The sequence below is a fragment of the Bacillus sp. VT 712 genome, assembly GCF_001614195.1.
Classification (GTDB): domain Bacteria; phylum Bacillota; class Bacilli; order Bacillales; family Bacillaceae_H; genus Priestia; species Priestia flexa.
The window spans coordinates 118,356-144,478 of the sequence record NZ_LWBK01000002.1; the positions used below are offsets into that span (position 1 = coordinate 118,356).

Below are 26,123 nucleotides of genomic sequence, written 5' to 3' on the forward strand. Positions count from 1 at the left end.
TCTTTACCACTTATATTTTCTCTTTAATAGGTGCAAAAGAACGGCGATGCTCCTTTAAAATTCCATAGGTATCAATTGCCTCTAAGTGTTGCTTTGTACCATATCCCATATGCTTTTCAAATCCATATTCGGGATAAATTAAAGCTAGTTCCTTCATCATTCGGTCTCTTGTCACTTTTGCAACCACAGAGCTTGCTGCAATAGAAATGCTTGTGGCATCACCTTTAATGATAGACTCCTGCGGAATATTAAGCGGCAACTCCATAGCATCTATTAATAAGGCTTGAGGCTCAATAGATAATCCCTCGATTGCTTCTAACATGGCTTTTTTCGTTGCTTGATAGATATTTAATTTATCAATAGTTGCTGCATCTACAATTCCAACACCAACTGCTACTGCTTGCTGACAAATCTGTTCGTAAAACTCTTCTCTCTTGGCTTCTGATAACTTTTTAGAATCTGTTAATCCAGGTAAAAAGAAGTCCCTAGACAAAATAACTGCGGCGGCAACTACCGGTCCTGCTAAAGGTCCTCTCCCTACTTCATCAACTCCTGCAATAAACTGTAAGCCTTGGTCATACAGTTTGTTTTCATATGCTAACATTTGATAGAATTGCTCTTTTAAGCTCTCAGAGGCTTGTATTTGTTTCTTTCTTTGTACAACAGCTTGTTGTACACCCTTGCGCTCATCTTGCTCATACTGCGCAAATAAGGGATCCTGAAGGTTGTCGATTGCTTGCAACGCCTGCTTAATGTCATTAATGTTTAGTTTCATCTTTTCCTCTCTCCTTACTATCCTTCTATATCGACTGTTCTGTTATTATTTTCAATCAATAAAAAAGCCGCCTTTACCTTACATAGGTAAAAAGCGACCTTAACTTTTTTTACAGCCTATTCTTCTGACGAAAGCTCAGCTGGATCATCAAACGTTAGCATTCCTAGCTTATCCGTTCGAATCTCTCTCAGCACCAGTTCGGCTGTTTTATCATAATCAACCATTCCACCGCTCATAATACAACCTCTTTTTTTGGCAATCGCATCAAAAAGCTCAACAATATCCTCTGGTATCTCCTCAAGACCATAACGCTCTTTAAGATTAACGGGATAATAGCGAGAAAGGAAGCGAAGTGCATAAACACAAATGTCCTGCATGTTAACGATTGTATCTTTAATTGCACCTGTTGTCGCTAATTTATAGCCTACCGTTTGATCTTCAAACTTCGGCCAAAGAATTCCTGGCGTATCTAAAAGCTCTAGCTCACTTCCCACTTTAATCCATTGCTGTGCTTGAGTCACACCAGGACGATCTCCTGTTTTGGCAATCTTTTTGCTTGCTAAGCGGTTGATAAGCGTAGACTTTCCTACGTTGGGAATTCCAACAATCATCGCTCGAATCGCACGAGGTTTTTTAATTCCTTTTGCTTTCATTCTCTCAAATTTTTCATGGAGAATTTCTTTTGATAAAGAGACAATTTGTTTCATCCCTTTTCCTGCCTGTGCATCAATCGCTAACGCTTGTACACCCTGTTCACGATAGTAACGCAACCATTCTTCTGTCATGCGCGGATCCGCTTTATCTGTTTTATTTAATAAGACAATGCGAGGCTTATTTACAATAATCTCATCAATCATTGGATTTCTTGATGATTGTGGAATACGAGCGTCTACTAGCTCATATACAATATCAATTAATTTTAGTTTTTCCGTAACTTGACGTCTCGCTTTCGCCATATGTCCCGGAAACCATTGTATTGTCATGTTCTACTCACCTTTTATCAATTACTACATTTTTTAATTAGATAGTCGAGCTTCAGATAGCGGCCAGTAAACTAAGCTTGTCTTTCCAAGTACTTGATCCATACTTACAAACCCAATTTGTCTACTATCCTTACTGTAGCGACGATTATCTCCCATTACAAACAAATGGCCTTCAGGTACTTCTCCTTCACCTGTTAAACCTTCTAGGGTAAAATCTTCTGTTAAGTTACCATCAATAACTTCTTTTTTATATTCATCAAGATATGGTTCTTCATACGGCTTTCCGTTCACATATAAAACATCATCACGATATTCAATATGATCACCCGGTAGACCAATAATTCGCTTTATGTAGTCCTTTTGTTCATCTGCATGAAAGACGATAATATCAAAACGATCAGGATCCCCAATTTTATACGAAAACTTATTTACAATCATGCGGTTCTGATCATGTAGAGTTGGCATCATTGATAATCCATCTACTACAATCGGCGCAAATAAAAAGTAGCGAATAACTACAGCTAATAAAACAGCAATAGCAATGGCTTTAATCCATTCAAAAAATTCATTTTTTCCTCGGGCCATTCTCAGTCCCCCAACCTTTATATACTACATCTTTTATTGTATCTGAAAGTCACTGAAACACCTAATAATTATAAAAAAAGATTTGAAAAAAGGAGCTTGTTTAACAAGCTCCCCTTCACGATTATCGAATTTCTTTAATACGCGCAGCTTTACCACGTAATTCACGTAGGTAATAAAGTTTCGCACGGCGTACTTTACCACGGCGCATTACTTCGATTTTTGCAATTTTTGGCGTATGAAGTGGGAATGTACGCTCTACACCTACACCGTAAGAGATCTTACGTACTGTAAATGTTTCGCTGATACCACCACCACGACGCTTGATAACAACACCTTCAAATACCTGAACACGTTCACGGCTACCCTCAACGATATTTACGTGTACACGTACAGTATCACCAGGACGGAACGTAGGAAGATCGGTTTTAAGTTGTTCTTTTGTAATTTCTTCGATTAATTTTTGCATCGCGTGTTTCAACTCCTTCCAACAGACGCTCATAACAATGCTTATAGATCATTGCAGCGGAACACCGTTATAAGTGACAAAAGCCTATCAGCTCAAGCCACAAGATTTATCTTAGCACACTCTCATGGCGTATGCAATAAGAGAAATTATTTTTCTGTATCTTTTAAAACACATTGGGAACTCTTCGTCTTATTCACTTTCTTCATTTTGCAATTCAGCTATTATTTTCTTTTGCTGTGAAGAAAGCTCAAGCTGTTCTAGCATATCTGGCCTTCTTAGCAGCGTTCGCTTGAGAGACTCTTTTTCGCGCCATGCTGCAATTTTTTGATGGTCACCGCTCATTAAGACATCAGGAACCTTAAATCCTCTGAAATCAGCAGGACGTGTATAATGTGGGTGTTCTAACAACCCTGTGCTATGCGAGTCCTTTACAGCCGAATCCTGATTCCCTAATACGCCTGGCAATAGACGTACTACGCTGTCAATTACAACCATTGCCCCTAGCTCTCCACCGGTTAACACATAATCACCAATTGAAATCTCATCAGTTACAACGTGCTCACGGATTCGCTCGTCATATCCCTCATAGTGACCACATACAAAGATTAGATGCTCTTCTTGCGCTAGCTCTTCTGCTTTTTTTTGCGTATAGCGCTCTCCTTGTGGACACAGTAAAACAACGCGTGGCTTAGAGTCTTTTGTCAGCGCATCTACCGCATCAAAAATTGGCTGAGGTGTTAATACCATCCCTGCTCCGCCGCCATACGGATAGTCATCAACATTTTGATGCTTATTCGCTGAGTATTCTCTAAAATTTACCACGTTTAACTCTACGGCTTGCTTTTCTTGCGCTTTTTTTAAAATGGATTCACCAAACACTCCTTCAAACATTGAAGGAAATAAAGACAGGACATCAATCTTCATCAGTCTAATAACCCTTCCATTACTGTAATAATAATTTCTTTATTCTCAACATCAATCTCCTGAACAACTGCGTCGATATAAGGAATTAAAATCTCTTTTCCATCTTTTCCTTTTACAACCCACACATCATTCGCACCAGGAACTAAGATTTCTTTTATCTTCCCAAGCTCTTGACCTTCTTCCGTTTTAACAATGCAGCCAATAATTTCATGAAAATAAAACTCACCGTCTTCAAGCTCAGACAATTGATCTTCCGATACTTTCACCGTGCTGTTCTTAAATTTCTCAACGTCATTTACATTTGGATACCCTTCAAATGATACAAGGTCAAAATTTTTATGCTTTCTATGCGTAGCCACAACTACCTCAACAGGTTCAGTTTGCTTTTCTTGGAACAAATAAAGTTTGTTTCCTACTTCGTAGCGTTCATCTGCAAAATCTGTGGTTGAGATAATGCGTACTTCACCTTTAATCCCATGTGTATTAACAATTTTACCTACTTTAAACCAATTATTCATTGTTCACCTCTATCGAATTTCAACGACAATGCCGTCTTTGATTACAATCTCTTTTTTTTGCTTTATATCATTCCAATTATCACCGATTTTCACTTCAAGCAACGAATCCATTTCTGATTCAACAAGCTCACTTCCTAACGCCAGGCGCTCTAGCTGTTCAATTTGAAAATCAATTACGTCTATTTTTTCAAGTCTGGATGAACGCTCTTTTTCAAACTGGGTATGAAGCAAAGATGATTGAGTTTTTTTTGTTTTCTCTATTTGTTTCAGTTGAAACTTAAGCTGCTCTAACTCTTTTTGCAGCTCGACTTTTCGCTGAGAGAAACGATTATGTAGTAACGCCTTGCTGCTTTCCGTCACAACTTGCTTCACAACAACCTTTTGAATAATTTGCATCAAACCCCTCCTCTTCATCCTACGATTCTTATTAAACCATTTCTATCCGTCATTTGAGAAGTAGTTACATAAAAAAAAGGGGGAGGTTATCCCTCTCCCTTTTTTCACTCTTGAATTTTCACATGCACTTTTTTATCTAATTGCGATGCCGCCGCAGAGACAACAGTCCGAATCGCTTTGGCAACCCGCCCTTGCTTTCCAATAATCTTTCCGATATCTTCTTTGTGAACTTCAATGAAGTACGTCACTTGATGTTCTTCACTTACTTCTTTCACTCGGACTTCATCTGGATAATCAACAAGTGGCTTAACAATCGTTTCAATTAGTGATGTCATCGCGAGTATAATTATTTTCCTAATTTAGCGTTATGGAATTTCTCCATGATGCCTTCGTTAGAGAAAAGGTTACGTACTGTATCAGATGGTTTTGCACCATTTTGTAACCATTTAAGAGCTAACTCTTCATCAATTTTAACTTCAGCTGGTTGAGCTACTGGATTGTAAGTCCCAACCACTTCGATGTAACGTCCATCACGTGGTGAACGAGAGTCTGCTGCTACGATACGATAGAAAGGAGATTTTTTAGCTCCCATACGTTTTAAACGAATTTTTACTGCCATTTTTAAAGCACCTCCGAATATGTTTCAACAAGATAATATAATATCAAAAAGATAAAATGTTTGTAAAGGTTTTTTTCTTAACAGTATAAAAAATATTTTATTCTGTTTATTTTTACAACTAAATTTAGTGACAAATTAAGAAAAGAAAGGTAATTTCATGCCCTTTTTCTTCCCTTTAGACATGTTTGTCATTTGCTTCATCATTTTCTTCATGTCTTCAAACTGCTTCAATAGTCGGTTAACCTCTTGAACCGATCGACCGCTACCTTTTGCAATGCGTTTTCGTCGACTAGCGTTAATGATTTCAGGATTTGTTTTTTCAGCTTTTGTCATGGAACGAATAATCGCTTCTACATGACTAATTTGCTTTTCATCTACCTGTAAGTTCTTGAGGCCTTTCATTTTATTAGCACCTGGAAGCATGCCAATAAGTTCATCTAACGGCCCCATTTGACGAACTTGAGCAAGCTGCTCTAAAAAGTCATCAAATGTAAACGACTGCGTACGCAGTTTCGCTTCAAGCTCTTTAGCTTTTTCTTCATCTACGTTAGCCTGCGCTTTTTCAATCAGCGTAAGAACGTCTCCCATTCCTAAGATACGAGAAGCCATACGCTCTGGATGGAATGCATCGATTGCATCCATCTTTTCACCCAAACCAACAAACTTAATCGGTGTATTGGTAACTGCACGAATTGATAAAGCCGCACCACCGCGCGTATCTCCATCTAGCTTCGTTAATACCACACCTGTTAAGCCAAGCTGTTTATTAAAGCTATCAGCTACGTTTACAGCATCCTGACCCGTCATTGCATCGACAACTAAGAAAATTTCATGAGGGTTTGTGAGCTCTTTAATTTGCTCTAACTCTTCCATTAAATTTTCATCTACATGCAAACGTCCGGCTGTATCAATTAATACATAATCATGATGCTCTTCTTTAGCATAAGCAATGGCCTGCTTTGCAATTTCAACGGGACTTACTTGATCTCCCAGTGAAAAAACAGACATACTTAACTGCTTTCCAAGCGTCTCAAGCTGTTTAATCGCCGCAGGGCGATATACATCAGCTGCTACAAGCAATGGGTTGCGGTTATGTTTCTTACGCAGTAGGTTAGCTAGCTTACCAGTAGTTGTCGTTTTACCTGCACCTTGAAGTCCTACCATCATAATAACCGTAGGAGCCTTTGGAGCCACTGCAATTTTGCTTTGTTCGCCGCCCATCAGTGCTGTTAATTCTTCTTGTACAACTTTAATAACCTGTTGACCAGGCGTTAAGCTTTTTAATACGTCTTGACCTACTGCGCGCTCACTTACTCGCTTAATGAAGTCTTTTACTACTTTAAAGTTTACATCCGCCTCTAAAAGGGCTAGGCGTACCTCACGCATCATTTCCTTAACATCTGCTTCAGTTACTTTACCTTTTCCCTTTAGCTTTTGTAACGTGCTTTGCAAACGGTCAGCTAATCCTTCAAATGCCATATATGCCGCCCCCTAATCTAATTTCTCGAGCGAATCAAGAAGAGAAGAAAGCTTGTTGTTTGTTTCAAGTTCGCCTGTCAGTTCATTTTTTAGTTGTTGAACAATTGATTGACGCTCTTGAAACCGTTGAAATAACAATAGCTTTTCCTCATATTGTTCAAGCATTTGCTCTGTACGTTTTATATTATCATAAACTGCTTGACGACTCACATCAAATTCCTCTGCTATTTCACCTAGGGAATAGTCATCTAAATAATAAAGAGACATATAACTTCTTTGCTTTGGTGTAAGCAACGCTTGATAGAAGTCGTATAAAAAGTTCATTCGCGTCGTTTTTTCTAACATACGACCGCCCCCCCTTGTTAAGTGAAAAGCCTTTACATGTCTTTAGTTTACAAAGAAGCAATTAGAATGTCAAGTTTTTTCCTTAACAGCAAAAACGCGACGAAGAAAGGCTTCATCGCGTTTTTAAATTAACTGTTTTGCACTTCATCTTCTACCGCATTAGCAAATAACCCATAGATGTATTGTTCCGTATCAAACGGCTGAAGGTCGTCCATCTTTTCCCCTAGCCCTACGAATTTCACTGGTAAGTTCAGTTCGTTTCGAATAGCCAACACAATACCACCTTTTGCAGTACCATCTAGCTTTGTCAGAACAATTCCCGTTACGTTTGTTGCTTCTGAGAAGATTTTAGCTTGGCTAAGAGCGTTTTGCCCAGTTGTTGCATCCAACACAAGTAGCACTTCATGTGGAGCTCCAGGCACTTCACGCTCAATTACGCGTTTTACTTTCTCTAGCTCCTTCATTAAGTTCACTTTATTTTGCAAACGACCCGCTGTATCACATAGTAAGATATCCGCTTTACGAGCTTTTGCTGACTGAATAGCGTCATACATTACAGCAGCTGGATCTGACCCAGCTGATTGCTTAATAACATCTACTCCAACGCGTTCGCCCCATACTTCAAGCTGCTCAATAGCACCTGCACGGAACGTATCGCCTGCTGCCATCAGAACGTTCTTGCCTTCTGACTTAAACTTATGAGCAATTTTACCAATTGTTGTTGTTTTCCCTACGCCATTAACACCAACAAACAGAACAACAGTAAGGCTATCTTGCTGCATATTAAGGCCTGCCAGCTGTTCCTCGCCTGACTCATAGATATCAATTAATTTTTCAGAGATGACCGCTTGAACTTCTTGAGGATCTTGAATGTTCTTTCGTTTTACTTCATCTTTTAATTCATCAATCAAATCCATAACAGTCGAAACGCCAACGTCTGCGCCGATTAGAATCTCTTCCAACTCTTCAAAAAACTCTTCATCCACTTTTCGATAGCGAGAAACTAAATCATTGACGCGTTCTGAAAACGAATCGCGCGTTTTTGAAAGTCCATCTTTAAACTTTTGAGTAACGGAGTCTGTTTGATTTGTAATCTTTTCTTTTAATCGCTTAAAAAAGCTCATGTTTTAACACCCTTTCTACTAAACATATTGCTTCGAATCTTCTAAGCGTACGGATACAAGTTTTGAAACTCCCGATTCCTGCATTGTTACGCCGTACAGCACATCTGCTTCTTCCATTGTTCCTTTACGATGCGTAATGACAATAAACTGTGTTTGCTCACTATAACTTCTTAAGTACGTAGCAAAACGGTGCACGTTCGCCTCATCTAAAGCTGCTTCTACTTCGTCTAATACACAAAACGGTACAGGACGAACCTTTAAAATGGAGAAGAGAAGAGCAATGGCTGTTAAAGACCGTTCTCCTCCAGAAAGAAGCCCTAAGTTTTGAAGTTTTTTACCTGGAGGCTGGGCAATAATGTCCACCCCAGTGTTCAACAGATCCGTCGCATCTGTTAGCTTCAGCTCTGCTTTTCCTCCACCAAATAGAGACTGGAATACATGGTTAAACTCTTCCCGAATTCGGTAGAACGTATCAGAGAAACGCTTTTTCATCTCTTCATCCATTTCATCAATAACCTGATAAAGCGTGTTTTTAGCTTCATCTAAATCATTTTTCTGGTTGCTTAAAAATTCATAGCGCTCTGCTGTTCGCTCATATTGTTCAATAGACCCTAAGTTAACCGTACCAAGCTCCTCGATACCTAACTTAATAAGCTTAATCTTTTTACGAGCTTCGTCAATTGGAATCGTTAGCTGATACGAAGCTTTTGCTGCTTCAAAGCTCGTTTGATATTCTTCATTCAGCTGATGTAAACGACTGTCTAACTCAACGTCAATTCGGTTCAGTTTTACTTCTTCGTCTTTTAACGCATTTGCAATTTGCTTATGCTGGCGATGCAACTCTTTGACAAAGCGCTCTGCATCTTCTAGCTTGTTTTGTGATTTCAAGCGCTCTGCCCGACAGTCATCCATTTTCTTCAACGTTTCTGCTTTTTCTTTAACCTTTTCTGCAGCCGCTTCTTCTAGTGAAAGCTCTCCAGAATCATTTGATGTCATCTCATTCGTTAAAAGTGCCAAGTCTTCTGTTACTTCTTCTAAGCGCTTCGTTGTTTGATTTAGCTCAAAGCAAATACGATCATATTTTTCACGCTTATTTTTAAGAGACTGTTCTTGTCCAGCCAGCTCTACTTTTACTTCGGTTAGCTTCTGGCGCACTTCCTCTCGGGAAGTTTGTTGCGTACGCTTACGATGAGTAAGCTCTTCAATAACTCCCTCTAGCTCTGAAGTCTGTTCTTTTGCTTCACCTAGCTGCTTTTCTAACACTTGAATTCGCTTGATCAAATGTTCTTGATCGCTTTTAAAGCTAACCATGTCTTGATCATACATCGCTAATCGATCGTTTACCGCTTGCTCTTCAATTTCTACTTGCTTCACATCTCGATCTAACGCTTTTTCTTGCTCTTCTAGACGCTTAACAAAAGACTGTTCTTTACCAATAGCTTGTTCCAACTCTTCAATCGTTTCTTTCTTAGCTTTCACATTTTTCTCAAGTTGAAGCGTTTTTTCTTCCATTTCCTTCAGCTTCGCAGTAATTGTTTCAAGCTCTCGCTGACGACCAAGCAATGAATTGGTTTTTTGCTTAACCGATCCACCTGTCATGGACCCGCCTGGATTCACCACGTCTCCTGTTAAAGTAACAAAGCGGTAGCGATGCTGAATCAGTCTAGCAAGCTCATTTGCTCCTTTTAAATCTTTTACAATAATAACCGTACCAAGCAAGTTCTCTGCAATACTACGATACTTCTCATCATATTTTACAAGCGAAGAAGCGACGCCCACAAACGTATCGTGAGTTTCAATTAACGAAATGGTTTGTGGCGGTATAAAACGCGAACGCACGGATGTTAATGGTAAAAATGTAGCGCGTCCGTAATGATTTTGTTTTAAAAAGCTAATTGCTTGTCGCGCACTCTGCTCATCAGACGTCACAATATGCTGAGTTGCACCACCGAGCGCAATTTCAATCGCTGTCTCATACTCTTTCGGCACGCTAACTAGTTCAGCAATAGCTCCTTCAATCCCGTGAAGCTTCTGGCTTCTCGCTTTTAAAATTTCCTTTACACCATGGAAATACCCTTCATAGTCCTCCTGCATCTCTTCAAGCATTTGCTTTCTAGACTTTGTTTGCTGGACGTATTGATAGGCTTGATACAGGGTTGACTCTTGCTTTCGATATTCCTCTCGCAGGGAATCGAGCTTTGCAAGCTGCTCTTTTAATTGACGCGTGGCATCCTGCAATTCTTGTTGAAAGTTTTGCAGTTTATCAATAAGAGCTCCTTTTTTCCGCTCTAGATCCACTCGTTGTTGAACATATTGCTCGTTTGCTTTTAAAAGCCGCGCTTCTTTTTCAGACGTTTGATGCTTTTGCTGCTCTAGAAAAGCAATCTCATTTCGAGAAGCTGTCTGTGCATTTGCCAACTCAAAATATTCGCTTTTTAACTGCTCTAACTGCTCATCCAGGTTTTCACTATACGTTGCAAACAGACGCTCTTGTTCGGCTACTTCTTCACGCGTTTTAGCAACGTCGTTTTCAAAGGCAGTTAAGTCATTCTCTTCTTTTTGCTTCGCTATCAGCAACTCTTTTTTTGTTTGAGTATACTCTTTTACAAGTCGCTCTAACTGCTCTTTATTTTGCGAAGCGTTCTTTTTACGCTCTTTTAACACTTCTTTCTTACCTTCTAGCTTTTCAACTTCTTCACTAACAAAAAGAAGGTGTTTATGTAGCGCGTCGATTTCCTCATCCGCACGCTGAATACGCACGCGTAAACAATTAATCTCTTGCTCACGCTCTCCAATGTTGGCAGAAAGCGATTGCTCCATTCGCTGATGAGATGCTATTTCTCGTTTAAGCGCTTCCCACTTACCATGAAGCTCTTCAATTTCAAAAACTGTTACTTCAATATCAATCTGTTCTAATTCTTCTTTTTTCTGCAAGTAATCTTTTGCAATGGAAGACTGTATTTTTAAAGGCTCTAACTGTCCCTCAATTTCATGTAAAATGTCAAGCACGCGATTTAAGTTTTCTTGTGTTTCAATTAACCTTAACTCAGCCTTACGTTTACGCGTTTTATACTTTAAAACGCCCGCTGCTTCTTCAAATATTTTACGACGCTCATCTGGTTTGCTGCTGAGAACTTCTTCAACTTTACCTTGACTAATAATGGAAAAAGCTTCTCTTCCCAAACCTGAGTCCATAAATAAATCCACAATATCTTTTAAACGACATGGTTGGTTGTTAATAAGAAATTCACTATCACCTGAGCGATTTACTCGCCTTGTAATGCTTACTTCATGATAATCAAGCGGTAGGAACTGATCGTCATTTTCTAGCGTAATCGTTACGTCTGCTACATTAACAGCACGCCTTGATTCACTTCCCGCAAAAATAACGTCTTCCATTTTCCCACCACGCAGTGACTTTGCAGACTGCTCGCCCATTACCCAGCGAATTGCATCTGTAATGTTACTTTTACCACTACCGTTTGGTCCAACAACTGCTGTAACCCCTGGTACAAAGTCAATTGATACTTTCTGAGCGAATGACTTAAAGCCAGTAATATCTAAACGCTTGAGGAACATATAGATTCCCCCTTTTCCTTATTTTCATAGTAAATCCCCCTTTGCAACAACCATTCGTTGCTTGGGGGGACTCGTTCCTACATCAGACTAATACTCTCTTTTACTTTGCATTCGACGCTTTTATTTTCGAGATGGCTACTTGAGCCGCTTTTTGCTCAGCTTCTTTCTTAGATCTACCAACTCCAACACCTAGCTCTTCACCATTAAGTGATACACGTGACATAAATTCACGATTATGAGCCGGGCCTTTTTCTTGTAGCACCTTGTACTCTAGCTGACCAAACCCATCTCGTTGAATAATTTCCTGTAACTGACTTTTAAAATCCATCACATGAGAAAAAGCACCCTCATTAATCTTCGGGAATACAACTTTTGTTAAAAATTGATTTACTGTTTCAATTCCTTTATCTAAATACAATGCACCAATAAATGCTTCAAATACATCCGCCAGTAAAGCTGGACGTTGACGGCCACCCGTCATTTCTTCACCTTTACCGAGCAACACTAGTTTACCAAATTCGAGCTCATTTGCGAAAGTCACAAGAGATGGCTCACACACTACGGCTGCACGTAGCTTTGTCAGTTCTCCTTCGCTCATCATTGGGTATTTTTTAAATAGAAATTGTGAGACGGTCAACTCTAACACGGCATCCCCTAAGAATTCTAAACGCTCATTATCTTCATGAGGTTTTTTACGATGCTCATTCACATACGATGAATGTGTAAAAGCTTGAAATAAGAGCTTTTCATTTTCAAACGTCACGTTGATTTCTTCTTGAAACTGTTTAAAGTTTTTTACTACTTGAGAATTATTTTTTCGGTCTCGATTCGAATAATGTTTAGGCATAAAATACCTCCGCTTACCAGCCACAATTAGTTCATAGTTTTTTCATAACATAACCCATTATAAAACGAGGTATCCTAAAAGATACATCGCATTTTGAAAAAAAAAATTATTTTTTTCAAAAATAACGCAAAAAACACAGAAAGCCCCGCTATTAAACGGGGCTTTTAATGATACAACAGAATTAAACTTGACTCTGTATGTAATTAACCGCATCTCCAACAGTTGCGATTTGTTCTGCTTGCTCATCAGAGATTTCCATGTCAAACTCATCTTCAAGCTCCATTACAAGCTCAACTACATCAAGAGAGTCAGCACCTAAATCTTCTTTGAAATTAGATTCTAATTTCACTTCGCTTTCATCTACACCAAGACGATCAACAATGATTTTTGTTACGCGCTCTAGTACTTCTGCCATTGTTCTTCACCTCCCCTCAAGTCATTATAGTAGATTTTCCTTTAAAATACTATGGCTGAATAATAAAGTTTGTCAAAACCCTTACTTTTCAATTCTTTTAAGATATTACATAACCATTCCGCCGTCAACATGGATGGTTTGTCCCGTAATATAGCGGCTTGCATCTGTAGCTAAGAATGAAACAATATTGGCAATATCTTGTGGATCACCAAAGGATGCAAGTGGAATTTGCTTTAGCATTTCAGCTTTTACTTCTTCTGGAAGCTCATCCGTCATATCAGTTGCGATAAACCCTGGTGCCACTGCATTTACTGTAATATTACGACTTGCAAGCTCTTTTGCAGATGTTTTTGTTAATCCGATAACACCAGCCTTAGCAGCTACATAGTTTGCTTGTCCTGCGTTTCCGCTAACACCCACAATAGATGAAATGTTGATGATTCGTCCATGACGTTGTTTCATCATTTGGCGAGTTGCTGCTTTCGTACATAAAAACACGCCCTTTAGGTTTGTTGATAAAACATCATCCCACTCATCTTCCTTCATTCTCATTAGCAGGTTATCTCTTGTAACACCAGCATTGTTTACTAAAATATCTAAAGAGCCAAACGTTGAAATTGCTTCTTTAATCATGCTTTGAACAGAATCTGCATCCGCTACGTTTGCTTGAATCGCAATGGCATCTGTTCCATAACCTTTAATTTCATCAACGACCTCAAGTGCTTTCGCTTCGCTACCTGCATAGTTTACAACTACTTTAGCTCCTTGCTTTCCTAATTCAAGCGCAATCGCACGTCCAATTCCACGAGACGCTCCTGTAACAACCGCTACTTTTCCTTCTAACATTTTATTCTACCCCTTTCACTGCTTCAATTGTTGCTTGTAACGTTTCAACATTACTCACTGAATAAACCGTAGCACGGCGATTCACCTTCTTCACAAGCCCTGATAATACTTTTCCTGGACCAATCTCAATAAATGTATCTACGCCTTCAGCAAGCAATAACTCAACCGTTTCTTGCCAGCGAACTGGAGAATATAATTGTTCAATTAACAGCGCTTGTACAGCTTCTTTTTGGATTGTTGGTTGCGCCGTTACGTTAGCTACAACAGGAACTTTCGCATCTTTAAAATCCATTATGCTAAGCGTATCCTGCAGTTTAGCAGCAGCGGGCTTCATTAAGCTAGAGTGGAACGGTCCGCTTACATCTAAAGGAATCGCTCGTTTTGCTCCTTTTTCTTTCGCTAGTTCACTCGCTTTTTCAACACCCTCTGCTGTTCCAGAAATTACAATTTGACCTGGACAATTAATGTTAGCAAGCTGGACAGAAGCTCCTAAAGCCGTAATTTCGTCCGTTACAGCTTTTAACTCTTCAGCACTCATTCCTAAAATGGCAGCCATTGTTCCTTCACCAGCAGGAACAGCTTCATCCATATAGCGTCCACGCTTGTTTACAGCAACAACAGCATCTTCAAAAGACATTACTCCAGCTGCTACTAACGCACTGTATTCTCCCAAACTATGACCTGCTACATAATCAGGTGTAATCCCACTTTTGTTAAACTCGTTTAAAAGCATTGTGCTAGCAGTAACAAGAGCAGGTTGCGCATGATACGTTAACGTCAGTTCATCTTGTGGACCTTCAAACATAAGGTTTGATAATGAAAAGCCTAGCACTTCATCTGCCTTTGAAAGAAGTTGCTTTGCTTCTTCAGATTGCTCATATAAGTCTTGCCCCATACCTACGGCTTGTGAGCCTTGGCCTGGAAACATAAAAGCTATTTTCCCCATTCTTATCCTCTCCTCGTTTATTCGTTATTTTATTCACTTTCAACGGAAGCTTGAATGGTAGAAGAGACGTTATTTTCTACCATATTTACGGTTTGTTTAATCGCATTAAAGATGGCCGTAGCGTCTGACGAACCATGAGCTTTAATAACCGGTGCATTTAGACCGAACAGGCCTGCGCCGCCATACTCGCTATAGTCCATTTTTGCTTTTAGCCCTTTAAGCTGAGGCTTTAACACGGAAGCAGCTACCTTGCTTTTAAAACTACTCATTAACTCTGCTTTTAACATTGAAAATAGTGAAAGTGCCGTTCCTTCAATAGTTTTCAATGCAACATTACCCGTAAAACCATCCGTTACTACAACGTCTGCAACGCCGTTTAAAAGATCTCGTGATTCTACGTTTCCGATAAAGTTAATGTTGGTTTCTTGAAGCAATTTAAACGTTTGCTTTGTTAACTCATTACCTTTTTTCTCTTCCGTTCCAACGTTTAAAAGCCCAACTTTAGGCGATTGAACACCTCTTACCTTCTCTGCGTATACCGAGCCCATAATTGCATATTGTACAAGGTGCTCAGGTTTCGCATCAACGTTAGCTCCTACATCTAGCATTAAGAAACCTTTGCCGTCCAAAGTTGGCAGCGTCGGAGCTAGAGCAGGACGCTCAATTCCTTTAATACGACCAACAACAAATAACCCAGCCGTCATTAAAGCACCCGTGTTACCTGCAGAAATACATGCATCAGCACGCCCCTCAGCTACTTCAGTAGCCATAAGCACCATTGATGCATTTTTCTTTCTGCGTACTGCACGAACTGGTTCATCTGTTGCTTCAATTACTTCTTCAGTATGAAGAATTGTGATACGCTCTGGATTTGTTAGGTACTTCTTTATTTCAACTTCATTACCAACAAGTGTAATATGTAAGTTTTCAAACTGCTGAATGGCTAATTCTGCACCTTCAATAACCGTTTTGGGAGCGTTGTCCCCTCCCATAGCATCAATTGCTATTTTCATGTTCTTTCTCATCCTTTAGTTTTATTTATCAGATGTAGATCGGTACATATTAAACGTTCCTGAAAACACCTGCTCTTGTCCTACAAAACTATTTACCTCTACGATTGTTCGAGTTTCATCTGTAGACAGAACCTTTGCTTTTGCTATCACGCGCTCATGAATCTTTACCGAACGATGATAGCGAATTGTAGCCTCAATTGTTAATGCTAATTCATCATTAATAACCGCTACTGCAAGTGAGTTTGCTTGAGCAAACAAGTGATGTCCTCTTGTAATTTGATTGCGTTGAAAAACGTGTTCTTCACGCACATCAAAGATGGAAATAGCGGATTGGTCTAGTTCAATATCGATAATTTCCCCAATTACTTCTTCAATAGGCAGAGAACGCACTTCATCTTCTAATTTCTTAGAAGCTACATATTTAATTCGCTCGCGTAATTCAGGGATAGACAATTCTAGGCGGTCTAAGCGAATTGTTTGTACGCTAACTGAAAAACGGTCGGCTAATTCTTCGTCTGTGATAAATGGATTCTCGTCAATTGTAGCTTTTAATAACAGCTGTCGATCTCTTTTATTACGCTTCATAACACACCATCCGAACTTTTAATACTAGGTACTAACAGCAGTATATAATTATTGCAATTGAAATGCAACATTTTTAGTAAAGTTACACCTCAATTGCAACGCCGATTCACTGACTATTAATCAAATTTTTCACCTGCTAATACACCTGTTGCTTCCAAATAAGAACGCATCAACTGATATTGCTCATCTTGCCAAAACGCCTCCGAATTCACAAGCTCAGTAGCATCTGTACGGGCTACTTCAAGCGCTCGATAATCGTGGACCATATCCGCTATTTTGAACTCAGGCATTCCGCTTTGCTTTCGGCCAAAAAAGTCCCCAGGCCCTCTAAGCTCAAGGTCTCTTTCTGATAATACAAAACCATCATTTGTCTCCGTCATAATATTCATGCGCTCTTTTCCAGCTTCAGACTTTGGATCTGCTAACAAAATACAATACGACTGCGCGTCTCCTCTTCCTACTCGCCCGCGAAGCTGATGGAGCTGTGATAGTCCAAAGCGCTCCGCATCATAGATGACCATAACCGTGGCGTTTGGAACGTTCACCCCTACTTCAACAACCGTTGTCGAAACAAGAATTTGCACATTGTTTACGCTAAACTCTTTCATGACTTCTTCTTTTTCATCTGGTGTTAAGCGCCCATGCATCAGTCCTACATTCCATTGCCCTTTAAAATATTGAACAAGGGTACTATGAACATCAATGGCATTTTGAACGTCCAACTTCTCTGATTCTTCAATCAATGGACAAATTACGTAGGCTTGCCGTCCTTCACTCAGTTCTTTCTGGACAAATTGCAAAATACGCTCTAGCATATCATGCTTTACCCAATACGTTTCGATTGCTTTTCGACCAGCTGGCATTTCATCTATAATCGACACGTCCATCTCACCAAAAGCAGTAATGGCAAGCGTTCTTGGAATAGGAGTCGCCGTCATAAATAATACATCTGGACTTTCACCTTTCTCACGAAGAACTCTACGCTGACCTACACCAAAGCGATGTTGCTCATCCGTAATGACAAGACCAAGACTTTTATACACTACTTCATCTTGGATGAGCGCATGAGTACCGACTAACACGTCTATTTCTCCGGCCTGAACTTGTCGCAGAAGCTCACGCCTTGCTTTCCCTTTAACTGAACCCGTTAACAACCCGACGCGCACTTGAACTTTTTCAAGCATGGCACTTAAGGATTCAGCATGCTGTTCGGCTAAAATTTCAGTTGGAACCATTAGAGCACCTTGATGCCCTGCCAATACCGTTGCATATAGCGCAACGGCAGCAACAACCGTTTTACCTGAACCTACATCTCCTTGTAATAGGCGATTCATTCGATAAGGCGACTTCATATCAGCAGTAATTTCATTCACTACTCGTTTTTGAGCGTTTGTTAACGGGAATGGCAGTTGATTTGTAAACTCAACTAAATCGCTTGATTGAAACACTTGAGACATACCAGCCGTTTCTTCTCGCTCACGCTTTCGAAGCGCCTGCATCTTTAGCTGAAACAGCAAAAACTCTTCATATACAAATCGCCTGCGCGCTTGTTTTAAATCGCTATGGTCTCGAGGTAGATGAATCGTTCGCACCGCATCTTCTCGTGCCATTAACTTATATCGATTTCGGAGCGATAAAGGGAGCATGTCTTCAATTTGACTTCCATACTGATTTAAAGCCAGGGTGATAAACTTACGAATTGCTTTTACAGTAAGCGCTGCTTTTGTGGAATAAACTGGCTCAATGGTTTGATTTTTTTTGAAAGGTGAAAACTGTAGTTCTTGAAGAGTAATCGTTTGGCGGTGCTGATCCCATTTTCCCGTCACAGTAACCGTTTGATCAATTTCAAGCTTTGATTTGTAATAAGGTCGGTTAAAGCACGTAACGGTAACAAGATAACGACCAACCAACAAGCGAAAGGTTAATCGAGACCGTTTTTTTCCGTAATAAGTAAGAGAGGGAACGCTGTGAACCTTTCCCTCTACCGTTACTTTTTCATCATGTTTAGCATCCGCTAAATCTTTCAGCTCATAGTCCTCATAGCGATAAGGAAAATGCTCAAGTAAATCTTGTACAGATTGTATCTTCATTTCTTCGAGAAGAGTCGCTGTCTCTTCTCCAATCCCTTTAATGGTTTTAATGGAAATTTTATTTAATTCATTCACTTTTGTTTAATGCAATACCAAAGATCTTTGCTTCTAGCTCGCGACCTGTTGGTGTTGCCGCTAAGCCTCCTTGTGCAGTTTCTCGTAACGCTACTGGCATTGTTTGACCAATTCGATACATTGCATCAATTACTTCATCACACGGAATTCGACTTGTAACACCTGCTAACGCCATATCAGCAGCAATCATTGCATTCGCAGCGCCCATCGCGTTTCTCTTTACGCACGGTACTTCTACTAATCCTGCTACAGGGTCACATACTAATCCTAGCATATTTTTAAGCGTAATTGCCATTGCTTCAGCTGCTTGACTAGGTGTACCACCCGCCATTTCTACAATCGCTGCCGCTGCCATGCCAGACGCTGACCCTACTTCAGCTTGACACCCTCCTGCTGCACCTGAAATGGAAGCATTGTTTGCCACAACAAATCCAAATGCTCCTGATGTAAATAGAAATTCAATCATTTCTTCACGCGTTGGATTTAATTTATTTTTCACTGCAAATAACGTTCCAGGCACCACTCCAGCTGAACCGGCTGTCGGTGTTGCACAAATCGTTCCCATCGCAGCATTTACTTCGTTCGTTGCTACCGCTTTACTTACTGCATCTAAGATTAAATTACCAGATAAAGCATTTCCACTTTCAATATACTTTTGTATTAAAACAGCATCGCCACCTGTTAGACCAGTAACGGACTGAACGCCTCTTAACCCACGCTCCACCGCTTCTTCCATAACCGTTAAATTGCGATCCATTCTTTCAAAGACCTCTTCACGGTTTAAGCCAGTAACTTCTACTTCTTGTTCAATCATAATTTCCGCTATTTTGACCTTTTTACTTTCTGCTAACTCTACTAATTCCGCTACATTTCGAAACATAGTATCCTCCCATTTTACAACATGATGTCATTCTATCTAAGCCAATATCATCTTGCTAAGCATTTATTTAAACGATAGATTACTTCCTTTTTCCAAAAAGGCATAAAAAGCAGTACGCTACTCAACCATTCTTGTCACTTTAATAATGTGCGGTAATCCTTGCAGCTCTTCAATTACTGCATCTTCAATGTTTGTGTCCATTTCAATGGCCATTAATGCAACCTGTCCTTTTTCCTTTCGAGATACTTCCATATGGCCAATGTTAATAGAATGCTTCATTAATATATTCGTCACCGTTGCAATCGCTCCAAAACGATCGTTGTGTACAACAAGGATAGCAGGATTCATGCCTGATAAATTTAACTCAAATCCATTTAATTCTGTGATTTGAATTTTACCACCACCAATTGAGATACCAACAACTTCAATTTCTTTATCACCATCAATCATTCGCACGCGCGCCGTGTTTGGATGATCAGTAATCGCTGTTTCTTCAATAAACGTCACGTCCATGCCCGCTTGTTTAGCTAATGTAAGAGACTCAGGAATTCGAGGGTCAAACGTATCAAAATCTAATACCCCTCCAATGATTGCTACATCTGTCCCATGGCCTTTATATGTTTGAGCAAAAGATCCATAAAGTGAGACGATGACTTTTTCTGGCTGTTTGCCAAACAACGTTCTTGCTACCCTACCAATACGCGCAGCACCTGCTGTATGTGAACTTGATGGACCAATCATAATTGGACCAATAATATCGAATACGGATTTATATTTCATGGTTACTCTCCCCCTGTAAAAAGGATATTAAACTTTAATGTTATCGCTATCACTTTATATGTTACTTGACGTTTTCTATTTTTGGAACCCTAGAAATTCGTTATAATAAAGTTTTAAAATTCGAAATAATAAGCTAACATTTTTCTCTTTATTCTCCGATAAAAAAGAGTTTGGGACATAACAAAATGATTGCTTCTAAGAGACGAACACTAGCTGTTCCCATCTCTTTGGTTTGTCTGAACACGTTCGTTCCATTGCGCTACGGCCACTCGCTTTCCGCGGGGAGGAACCTGAGCTTCCTCGCTGCGCTGCGGGATCTCAGTTTTCCCTCTCTTTCCCGCAGGAGTCGAGTGTCCTACGCTCCATTCCACCCTGTTTCCAACATTGTTTTCACAATCAACCAAAAAACCTGAACGATTAAAAGTGAGAAACTCTCAATCGTTCAGGTTTATCATTGGCTGAATTACTTATGTCCCAGCCCCTTTGAGTTATGCTGCTTCTTTTGTTTCTTGTTCAAGCTCTGCAACTGTTTTGATATTAAAGTTTTTAAACACGTTTGAACCAATATACCCAATAACTGCTCCACCAACTGCACATAGTGCTGCGCAAATTGTTACTTTTATTGGATCGTTAAAGCCATACATAACTGCTAAACCTGCAATAGGAGTAGCTGTTCCTGTCGCATCGTTTACCAATCCAAATAGGGAAACAATGACACCACCTACTGCTCCACCAACAAAATTTGTTACATAAATTGGAATTGGGTTAGCCGATATTATATTAGCTTGCGTTAATGGCTCTACAGCTACTGAAATTGTGGTACGACGATCTCCAAATTTCAAACGATCGAATAATACATAATTCATAAATGACGAACCGAAAACCGCTAGTGCACCAATTGCCATCGGAAGACCCGTTAAGCCAAGCATAGCTGTTAAAGCCATTGAGCTTAGAGGTGCCGTAGCAACAACCGTGATAACGCCACCGAGTATAATTCCCATTAGAATTGGATTAGCATTTGCTGTTTCCTTAATGATGGAACCAATGTTCAATAGCGTGGCATCCACCAAAGGCGAAATCCCTGTTGCGATTAAGCGTGTTAACGGTGCAATAACTAAAATTGCTCCCAATAAATCTAAACCTGCAGGCGCTTTTTTCTCTACTACTTTCATAGCAAAAGCCATGATATAGCCAGCAAAGAAGCCAGGTAACAGGCCTAATCCTGAACAGACAACCCCCATCATTAATGCGTAAACGGGAGATACGCCTAGTGCCAACGCTACTAACGCAGCAGCAGCGACGCCACCCATACCCCCAGCAGCTTCTCCTACTTCACCTAAAAATTTGATGTTTAATAAATCGCCACCCACATACAGTTGAAATGCTTCAACGAGAAACGCCGCAACGGCACCGCTTGCCAAAGCACCCATAGCTTTCATCCCATACGGTGCTTTGTTACTGAAAAGCCAAAATAAAAATAAGACCAATAAAAGCAGTGCCGTACCTTTCAAAATCTCCATTGTAAATTCCCCCTATGCTGCATTCATCTTCACTTAAGTATTCACTTTAAAGTAACGCACGATGTACGCCCCCTTTAAAAATTATCACAATATAGTAGGCTTTTCAACCGAAAGAACCATTTATACGAACAAAAGAACAAATACAAAACAAAATGTTCGTATTCTGTAAATTCCGACAGTTTAAAAATCAATAAAAAAAATGCAAGTTAGTCATAAAACTAACCTGCATTTATATTATTCAATCGCAAAGATATATGAGTATAATGGTTGCCCACCTTTATGGACTTCAACTTCAACATCGTCAAATTGACTTTCAACAAATGATACTAACTCATCCATTTCTGTATCAGTTACATCTTCACCTTGCAAAATCGTGATGATTTCTGAGTCTTCATCAACCATATGTTGTAGTAACTTTTTAGCAGCTTCAAGCTTTTCAGTATCCTTTACAACAATTTGCTTTTCAGCAATTCCCATAAAGTCACCTTTTGCAAGCTCTAAGCCGTCGATATTGGTATCACGTACAGCGTACGTAATTTGCCCCGTCTTCACATGACCAAGGGCTTCTGTCATCGCTTCTTCGTTCGTATTTAGATCTGATTGAGGATTAAACGATAGAAGCGCTGTCATTCCTTGTGGAACTGTTTTAGAAGGAACAACAGCAACGTGATCTCCTACTACAGACGCAGCTTGATTTGCAGCCATCACGATATTACCATTATTAGGAAGGATAATCACTTTTTCAGCGTGTGTTTCTTCGATTGCTTTGACAATATCTTCTGTACTTGGATTCATCGTTTGGCCACCTTCAATTACAACAGTGGCTCCGATACTTTTAAACAGCTCTGCAATGCCACTTCCCATTGAAACCGTCACAATACCGTATGGCTTTTTCTCAGCCTTTACAGGAGCAGGTGCTTCTTTCGAAACAATTTCGCTATGCTGTTCACGCATGTTTTCAATTTTCATTTTTATTAAGCTACCGTAGCGCTGGCCATAATTTAATACTTCACCCGGATGCTCAGCATGAATATGCACTTTTACGACTTCATCATCAGACACAACTAATAAAGAATCGCCCCATTCGCTTAGATCCTGGCGAAATGTCTCTTCTGAGAATGCGTGCTTTTCCATTTTGTCTGCTTCTAACCGAACCATAAATTCTGTACAGTACCCAAACTCGATGTCTTCAGTGTTCATATGGCTTTGAGCGTGCTTATGGTGTTCAGCGTTTACAAGCTCATTCATTGATGGAATTGCCAGAGGTACACCTGGAAGCTTTTCTCCCTTTAGCTCTGCTAGGAATCCTTCATAAATTAAAACTAAGCCTTGTCCACCGCTGTCTACAACGCCTACTTCTTTTAAAACAGGCAGTAATTCTGGGGTGCGATCAAGAGAGGCTTTTGATGCTTTTAGCACTTCTTCCATAAATGGAATCATTTCTGGTTGCTTTTCAGCTACTTCAACTGCTTTTTTAGCCGTATCTTTTGCAACGGTTAGAATCGTACCTTCAATTGGCTTCATAACAGCTTTATAGGCTGTTTCAACGCCCATCTCAAGCGCGTGTGCAAAGTCTACTGTCGTAATAAATTCTTTTTGTTCAATCGCTTTGCCAAAACCTCTGAAAAGCTGTGATAAGATCACGCCTGAGTTACCACGCGCCCCCATTAATAGGCCTTTTGATAAAGCTTGTCCTACTTGTCCAATATGATTTGATACATTTCTTTTTACTTCTTTAGCACCTGATGTGATCGACAGGTTCATGTTGGTACCTGTATCTCCATCTGGAACTGGAAAAACGTTTAGTGCATCTACATAGTCAGCATTGTTTGACAGATGCTGTGCTCCTTGAAGCACCATTTCCGCAAAACGCTTTCCGTTCAATGTTGTCATTGACACGAATCTTCCTCCTTAATTACACGTTCGTTACACGAACACCCTGCACGTAAATATTTACTGAGTCAACCGTTAGACCCACTGTTTGTTCTAGCGTATATTTCACTTTAGTCTGTACGTTATGAGCAATTTCTGAGATTTTCGTTCCATAACTAACAATGATATACATATCAATATGTACTTCATCATTTTCTTGCCTTACGATAATACCCCGTGTAAAGTTTTCTTTACGAAGAATGTCAGTAAGACCATCTTTAATTTGATTCTTAGAAGCCATGCCGATGATGCCATAGCAGTCAATAGCTGCCCCTCCAGCAATCGTTGCAATTACGTCTGTGGAGATATCAATTTGACCGTACTTAGTTTTCATTTCGATGGACATACTTTTTCCCCTTTCTATACATAGGCTAATAAATATTTTACTATAACCAATCTCTTTTTAAAAGAACATTCCCTAATTACCCAAATTTAACTCTCTTTATTATTGAACATACATTCAATTTATATGTCAAGGAAAATTTCTTGAAAGCTTTTGTTGAGAAGTATTGCATTATAAAGAATGCTGTGATAAATTAATATAGTATTTCTCAAAAAGCAGAATTGAGTAGTTTTTTTGTGTTAGGAGGGAAAACTATGGCACGCAAATGTGTAATCACTGGCAGAAAAGCTCGTTCAGGTAATGCACGTTCTCACGCTATGAACGCTACAAAGCGTAAATGGGGTGCTAACGTTCAAAAAGTACGTATCCTTGTGGACGGTAAACCAAAACGTGTATACGTATCAGCTAGAGCCCTTAAATCAGGTAAAGTTGAGCGCGTTTAATTTTCGATAACGAAAAAGCACCATGTATATGGTGCTTCTTTTATTATCTTGCTTTTTAATCTTTTTTAAATGAATTTAGCATGACCTTTACAATACCACCTAAAAACTTTGGAAGTTTAATCGTATAAAATTTCATACTACTCCTCCTCACCATTTCCACCATTCATCTACTTTTAATGGACTACCTTCATCCATTCTTCCATCAACATTATTAAAGTCTTTTACAAGCAATCTGCATCATTGCTTCTTATCATCATTAATATGCCTGTAGTAAATGAAAAAGTACCTCTTTGTGCAAGAAGTTCGTTACTTATACATAAAGTAGAGCCAAGTTCTACATAGTGGTTTGTTAGGGGATACTTAAAGCCTGTTAGCGTAAGGTTTTCAACACCGCCAGCATGAGGAACAAACGAGACGTATTTCGCTTGAGTTCTTACTTCAATTTCATGCGTTCCAGGAGAGAACAATTGAATGCTATTTTGCTTGTCAATTAGCTCTACCTTCACGTTTTCTTGCAGGCTTTTATACAGAAGCTGAATGGCTCCAAACGTATGATCAATTCTACCACCCGTAGCTCCAAAAACCCGAATGTACGCAGGTTTTTTAGACACAGCCCACTCAACCGCAAGCTCTAAATCCGTTGCATCTTTTTCAGAAGGATAAACATGTAAATCTTGCAGCCGATCCTGAATAGCCTTCAGCTGCTCTTCATTGATGGAGTCAAAGTCTCCAAACGCTTCATCAGGAATAATCCCCTGCTCAAGAAGAGTGAACACACCGCGATCTACACCTATCCACTTATCACATGCCTTCCACTTGTGAAGTTCCGGCACATAATTATCCGGACCTCCTGCCAAAATATGAATAATAATGATAAGCCACCCTTTCTATTTATGAATTATTTAAAAAAGTTGCCAAGGAAAAGCAGATTTCACTCCTCCTTTGACAACTTTTGTAGACTCTTTATATAGTTGAACGAATTCGATCAATTGCCGCTGCGCGGTCTTCTTGATCATAAATAGCTGAGCCAGCTACTAAAACGTTTGCTCCAGCTTCTACGCATTTTTTTGCTGTTTCTTCGTTTACTCCACCATCTACTTCCACTTCAATAGATAGCTGACGAATTTCAATAAGCTGCGAGATTTGTTCAATTTTCGGTAGTACGCTATTAATAAACTTTTGGCCTCCAAAACCTGGATTAACCGTCATTAATAAAATTAGGTCGATGTCTTCTAACACGTGCTTTACAACATCAATTGGAGTAGCTGGATTTAACGCAATTCCAACTTTCATACCATGTTCTTTAATCAATTGAATTGTACGATGTAAATGCGTACAAGCTTCTGCATGCACAGTTAAAATATCAGCACCTGCTTTTGCAAACATCGGAATATACGCATCAGGGTTACCAATCATTAAGTGAACATCTAGCGGAAGAGATGTAATTGGACGAATTGCTTCTACAATTAAAGGACCAATTGTAATGTTAGGAACAAAATGGCCATCCATTACATCCACATGAATATAATCAGCTCCACCAGCTTCTACTTCACGAATTTCTTCTCCTAATTTAGAAAAATTAGCTGATAAGATGGAAGGTGCAATTTTTGTCATG

At 39.6% G+C, this 26,123-nt stretch carries 29 protein-coding genes; 1 reads left to right on the forward strand and 28 read right to left on the reverse strand.

The window, feature by feature from the left end:
* Positions 1–10: 10 nt before the first annotated feature.
* The 25 genes from rnhB to A2U94_RS01420 form a co-directional block, all read right to left on the reverse strand.
* Positions 11–775, reverse strand: coding sequence for a ribonuclease HII (rnhB, locus tag A2U94_RS01300; RefSeq protein WP_025909004.1), 765 nt, complete (start codon positions 773–775; stop codon positions 11–13).
* 116 nt (positions 776–891) lie between these two features.
* On the reverse strand, positions 892–1,758 hold the full coding sequence (gene ylqF / locus A2U94_RS01305) for a ribosome biogenesis GTPase YlqF (protein WP_025909005.1): 867 nt from the start codon (positions 1,756–1,758) through the stop codon (positions 892–894).
* A 33-nt stretch (positions 1,759–1,791) separates the two neighbouring features.
* Positions 1,792–2,343 (reverse strand): signal peptidase I, encoded by a 552-nt coding sequence (lepB, locus tag A2U94_RS01310; protein WP_025909006.1) that lies wholly within the window; start codon positions 2,341–2,343, stop codon positions 1,792–1,794.
* A 121-nt stretch (positions 2,344–2,464) separates the two neighbouring features.
* On the reverse strand, positions 2,465–2,809 hold the full coding sequence (rplS, locus tag A2U94_RS01315; RefSeq protein ID WP_025909007.1) for a 50S ribosomal protein L19: 345 nt from the start codon (positions 2,807–2,809) through the stop codon (positions 2,465–2,467).
* Between the two features lie 189 nt (positions 2,810–2,998).
* Positions 2,999–3,733 carry a tRNA (guanosine(37)-N1)-methyltransferase TrmD gene (trmD, locus tag A2U94_RS01320; protein ID WP_025909008.1) on the reverse strand — a complete coding sequence of 245 codons (735 nt, stop codon included), beginning with the start codon at positions 3,731–3,733 and terminating at the stop codon, positions 2,999–3,001.
* Positions 3,733–4,251, reverse strand: a complete 519-nt coding sequence (gene rimM, locus A2U94_RS01325) for a ribosome maturation factor RimM (protein ID WP_025909009.1) — start codon at positions 4,249–4,251, stop codon at positions 3,733–3,735. The genes trmD and rimM overlap by 1 nt, the downstream gene beginning before the upstream one ends.
* A 9-nt stretch (positions 4,252–4,260) precedes the next feature.
* On the reverse strand, positions 4,261–4,647 hold the full coding sequence (locus tag A2U94_RS01330; protein ID WP_061784592.1) for a YlqD family protein: 387 nt from the start codon (positions 4,645–4,647) through the stop codon (positions 4,261–4,263).
* A gap of 104 nt (positions 4,648–4,751) precedes the next feature.
* Entirely contained in the window at positions 4,752–4,982 is a 231-nt protein-coding gene (locus tag A2U94_RS01335; RefSeq protein ID WP_025909011.1) for a KH domain-containing protein, read from the reverse strand.
* A gap of 11 nt (positions 4,983–4,993) precedes the next feature.
* Entirely contained in the window at positions 4,994–5,266 is a 273-nt protein-coding gene (gene rpsP, locus A2U94_RS01340; protein WP_025909012.1) for a 30S ribosomal protein S16, read from the reverse strand.
* A gap of 135 nt (positions 5,267–5,401) precedes the next feature.
* On the reverse strand, positions 5,402–6,745 hold the full coding sequence (gene ffh, locus A2U94_RS01345; RefSeq protein ID WP_025909013.1) for a signal recognition particle protein: 1,344 nt from the start codon (positions 6,743–6,745) through the stop codon (positions 5,402–5,404).
* 12 nt (positions 6,746–6,757) lie between these two features.
* A complete protein-coding gene (locus A2U94_RS01350; RefSeq protein ID WP_025909014.1) occupies positions 6,758–7,090 on the reverse strand; it encodes a putative DNA-binding protein in 333 nt (110 codons plus the stop codon).
* Positions 7,091–7,218: 128 nt separating this feature from the next.
* A complete protein-coding gene (ftsY, locus tag A2U94_RS01355; RefSeq protein WP_061784593.1) occupies positions 7,219–8,214 on the reverse strand; it encodes a signal recognition particle-docking protein FtsY in 996 nt (331 codons plus the stop codon).
* An 18-nt stretch (positions 8,215–8,232) separates the two neighbouring features.
* A complete protein-coding gene (gene smc, locus A2U94_RS01360) occupies positions 8,233–11,793 on the reverse strand; it encodes a chromosome segregation protein SMC (protein ID WP_025909016.1) in 3,561 nt (1,186 codons plus the stop codon).
* A 100-nt stretch (positions 11,794–11,893) separates the two neighbouring features.
* Positions 11,894–12,640, reverse strand: a complete 747-nt coding sequence (gene rnc / locus A2U94_RS01365) for a ribonuclease III (RefSeq protein ID WP_025909017.1) — start codon at positions 12,638–12,640, stop codon at positions 11,894–11,896.
* Between the two features lie 181 nt (positions 12,641–12,821).
* The gene (acpP, locus tag A2U94_RS01370; RefSeq protein ID WP_025909018.1) at positions 12,822–13,055 is read right to left on the reverse strand and encodes an acyl carrier protein; all 234 of its coding nucleotides are present in this window, start codon (positions 13,053–13,055) and stop codon (positions 12,822–12,824) included.
* A 105-nt stretch (positions 13,056–13,160) separates the two neighbouring features.
* The gene (gene fabG / locus A2U94_RS01375; protein ID WP_025909019.1) at positions 13,161–13,901 is read right to left on the reverse strand and encodes a 3-oxoacyl-[acyl-carrier-protein] reductase; all 741 of its coding nucleotides are present in this window, start codon (positions 13,899–13,901) and stop codon (positions 13,161–13,163) included.
* Between the two features lies 1 nt (position 13,902).
* The gene (gene fabD, locus A2U94_RS01380) at positions 13,903–14,847 is read right to left on the reverse strand and encodes an ACP S-malonyltransferase (RefSeq protein WP_025909020.1); all 945 of its coding nucleotides are present in this window, start codon (positions 14,845–14,847) and stop codon (positions 13,903–13,905) included.
* A 29-nt stretch (positions 14,848–14,876) separates the two neighbouring features.
* Positions 14,877–15,860, reverse strand: coding sequence for a phosphate acyltransferase PlsX (gene plsX, locus A2U94_RS01385; RefSeq protein ID WP_025909021.1), 984 nt, complete (start codon positions 15,858–15,860; stop codon positions 14,877–14,879).
* A gap of 21 nt (positions 15,861–15,881) precedes the next feature.
* The gene (fapR, locus tag A2U94_RS01390) at positions 15,882–16,445 is read right to left on the reverse strand and encodes a transcription factor FapR (RefSeq protein ID WP_025909022.1); all 564 of its coding nucleotides are present in this window, start codon (positions 16,443–16,445) and stop codon (positions 15,882–15,884) included.
* 116 nt (positions 16,446–16,561) lie between these two features.
* On the reverse strand, positions 16,562–18,610 hold the full coding sequence (gene recG / locus A2U94_RS01395) for an ATP-dependent DNA helicase RecG (protein WP_025909023.1): 2,049 nt from the start codon (positions 18,608–18,610) through the stop codon (positions 16,562–16,564).
* Positions 18,603–19,490: an L-serine ammonia-lyase, iron-sulfur-dependent, subunit alpha gene (gene sdaAA, locus A2U94_RS01400; protein ID WP_025909024.1), complete on the reverse strand. Its 888-nt coding sequence runs from the start codon at positions 19,488–19,490 to the stop codon at positions 18,603–18,605. The genes recG and sdaAA overlap by 8 nt, the downstream gene beginning before the upstream one ends.
* A gap of 117 nt (positions 19,491–19,607) precedes the next feature.
* Complete coding sequence (gene sdaAB, locus A2U94_RS01405; RefSeq protein ID WP_025909025.1) at positions 19,608–20,270, reverse strand: L-serine ammonia-lyase, iron-sulfur-dependent subunit beta; 663 nt, start codon at positions 20,268–20,270, stop codon at positions 19,608–19,610.
* Positions 20,271–20,758: 488 nt separating this feature from the next.
* Positions 20,759–21,790 carry a PTS sugar transporter subunit IIC gene (locus A2U94_RS01410; RefSeq protein WP_025909026.1) on the reverse strand — a complete coding sequence of 344 codons (1,032 nt, stop codon included), beginning with the start codon at positions 21,788–21,790 and terminating at the stop codon, positions 20,759–20,761.
* A 234-nt stretch (positions 21,791–22,024) separates the two neighbouring features.
* Complete coding sequence (locus A2U94_RS01415) at positions 22,025–23,689, reverse strand: DAK2 domain-containing protein (RefSeq protein WP_025909027.1); 1,665 nt, start codon at positions 23,687–23,689, stop codon at positions 22,025–22,027.
* 16 nt (positions 23,690–23,705) lie between these two features.
* The gene (locus A2U94_RS01420; RefSeq protein WP_025909028.1) at positions 23,706–24,068 is read right to left on the reverse strand and encodes an Asp23/Gls24 family envelope stress response protein; all 363 of its coding nucleotides are present in this window, start codon (positions 24,066–24,068) and stop codon (positions 23,706–23,708) included.
* A gap of 251 nt (positions 24,069–24,319) precedes the next feature.
* On the opposite strand from A2U94_RS01420, the gene rpmB reads away from it, so the two are divergent.
* Entirely contained in the window at positions 24,320–24,508 is a 189-nt protein-coding gene (gene rpmB / locus A2U94_RS01425) for a 50S ribosomal protein L28 (protein ID WP_025909029.1), read from the forward strand.
* A gap of 55 nt (positions 24,509–24,563) precedes the next feature.
* Here the strand turns inward: rpmB and spoVM are convergent, their stop codons facing one another.
* From spoVM to rpe, 3 genes are all read right to left on the reverse strand, one after another.
* Entirely contained in the window at positions 24,564–24,644 is an 81-nt protein-coding gene (gene spoVM / locus A2U94_RS01430) for a stage V sporulation protein SpoVM (RefSeq protein WP_016765421.1), read from the reverse strand.
* Between the two features lie 85 nt (positions 24,645–24,729).
* Positions 24,730–25,383: a thiamine diphosphokinase gene (locus A2U94_RS01435; RefSeq protein ID WP_152545172.1), complete on the reverse strand. Its 654-nt coding sequence runs from the start codon at positions 25,381–25,383 to the stop codon at positions 24,730–24,732.
* Between the two features lie 88 nt (positions 25,384–25,471).
* Complete coding sequence (gene rpe, locus A2U94_RS01440) at positions 25,472–26,122, reverse strand: ribulose-phosphate 3-epimerase (protein ID WP_025909031.1); 651 nt, start codon at positions 26,120–26,122, stop codon at positions 25,472–25,474.
* Position 26,123: the final 1 nt, after the last annotated feature.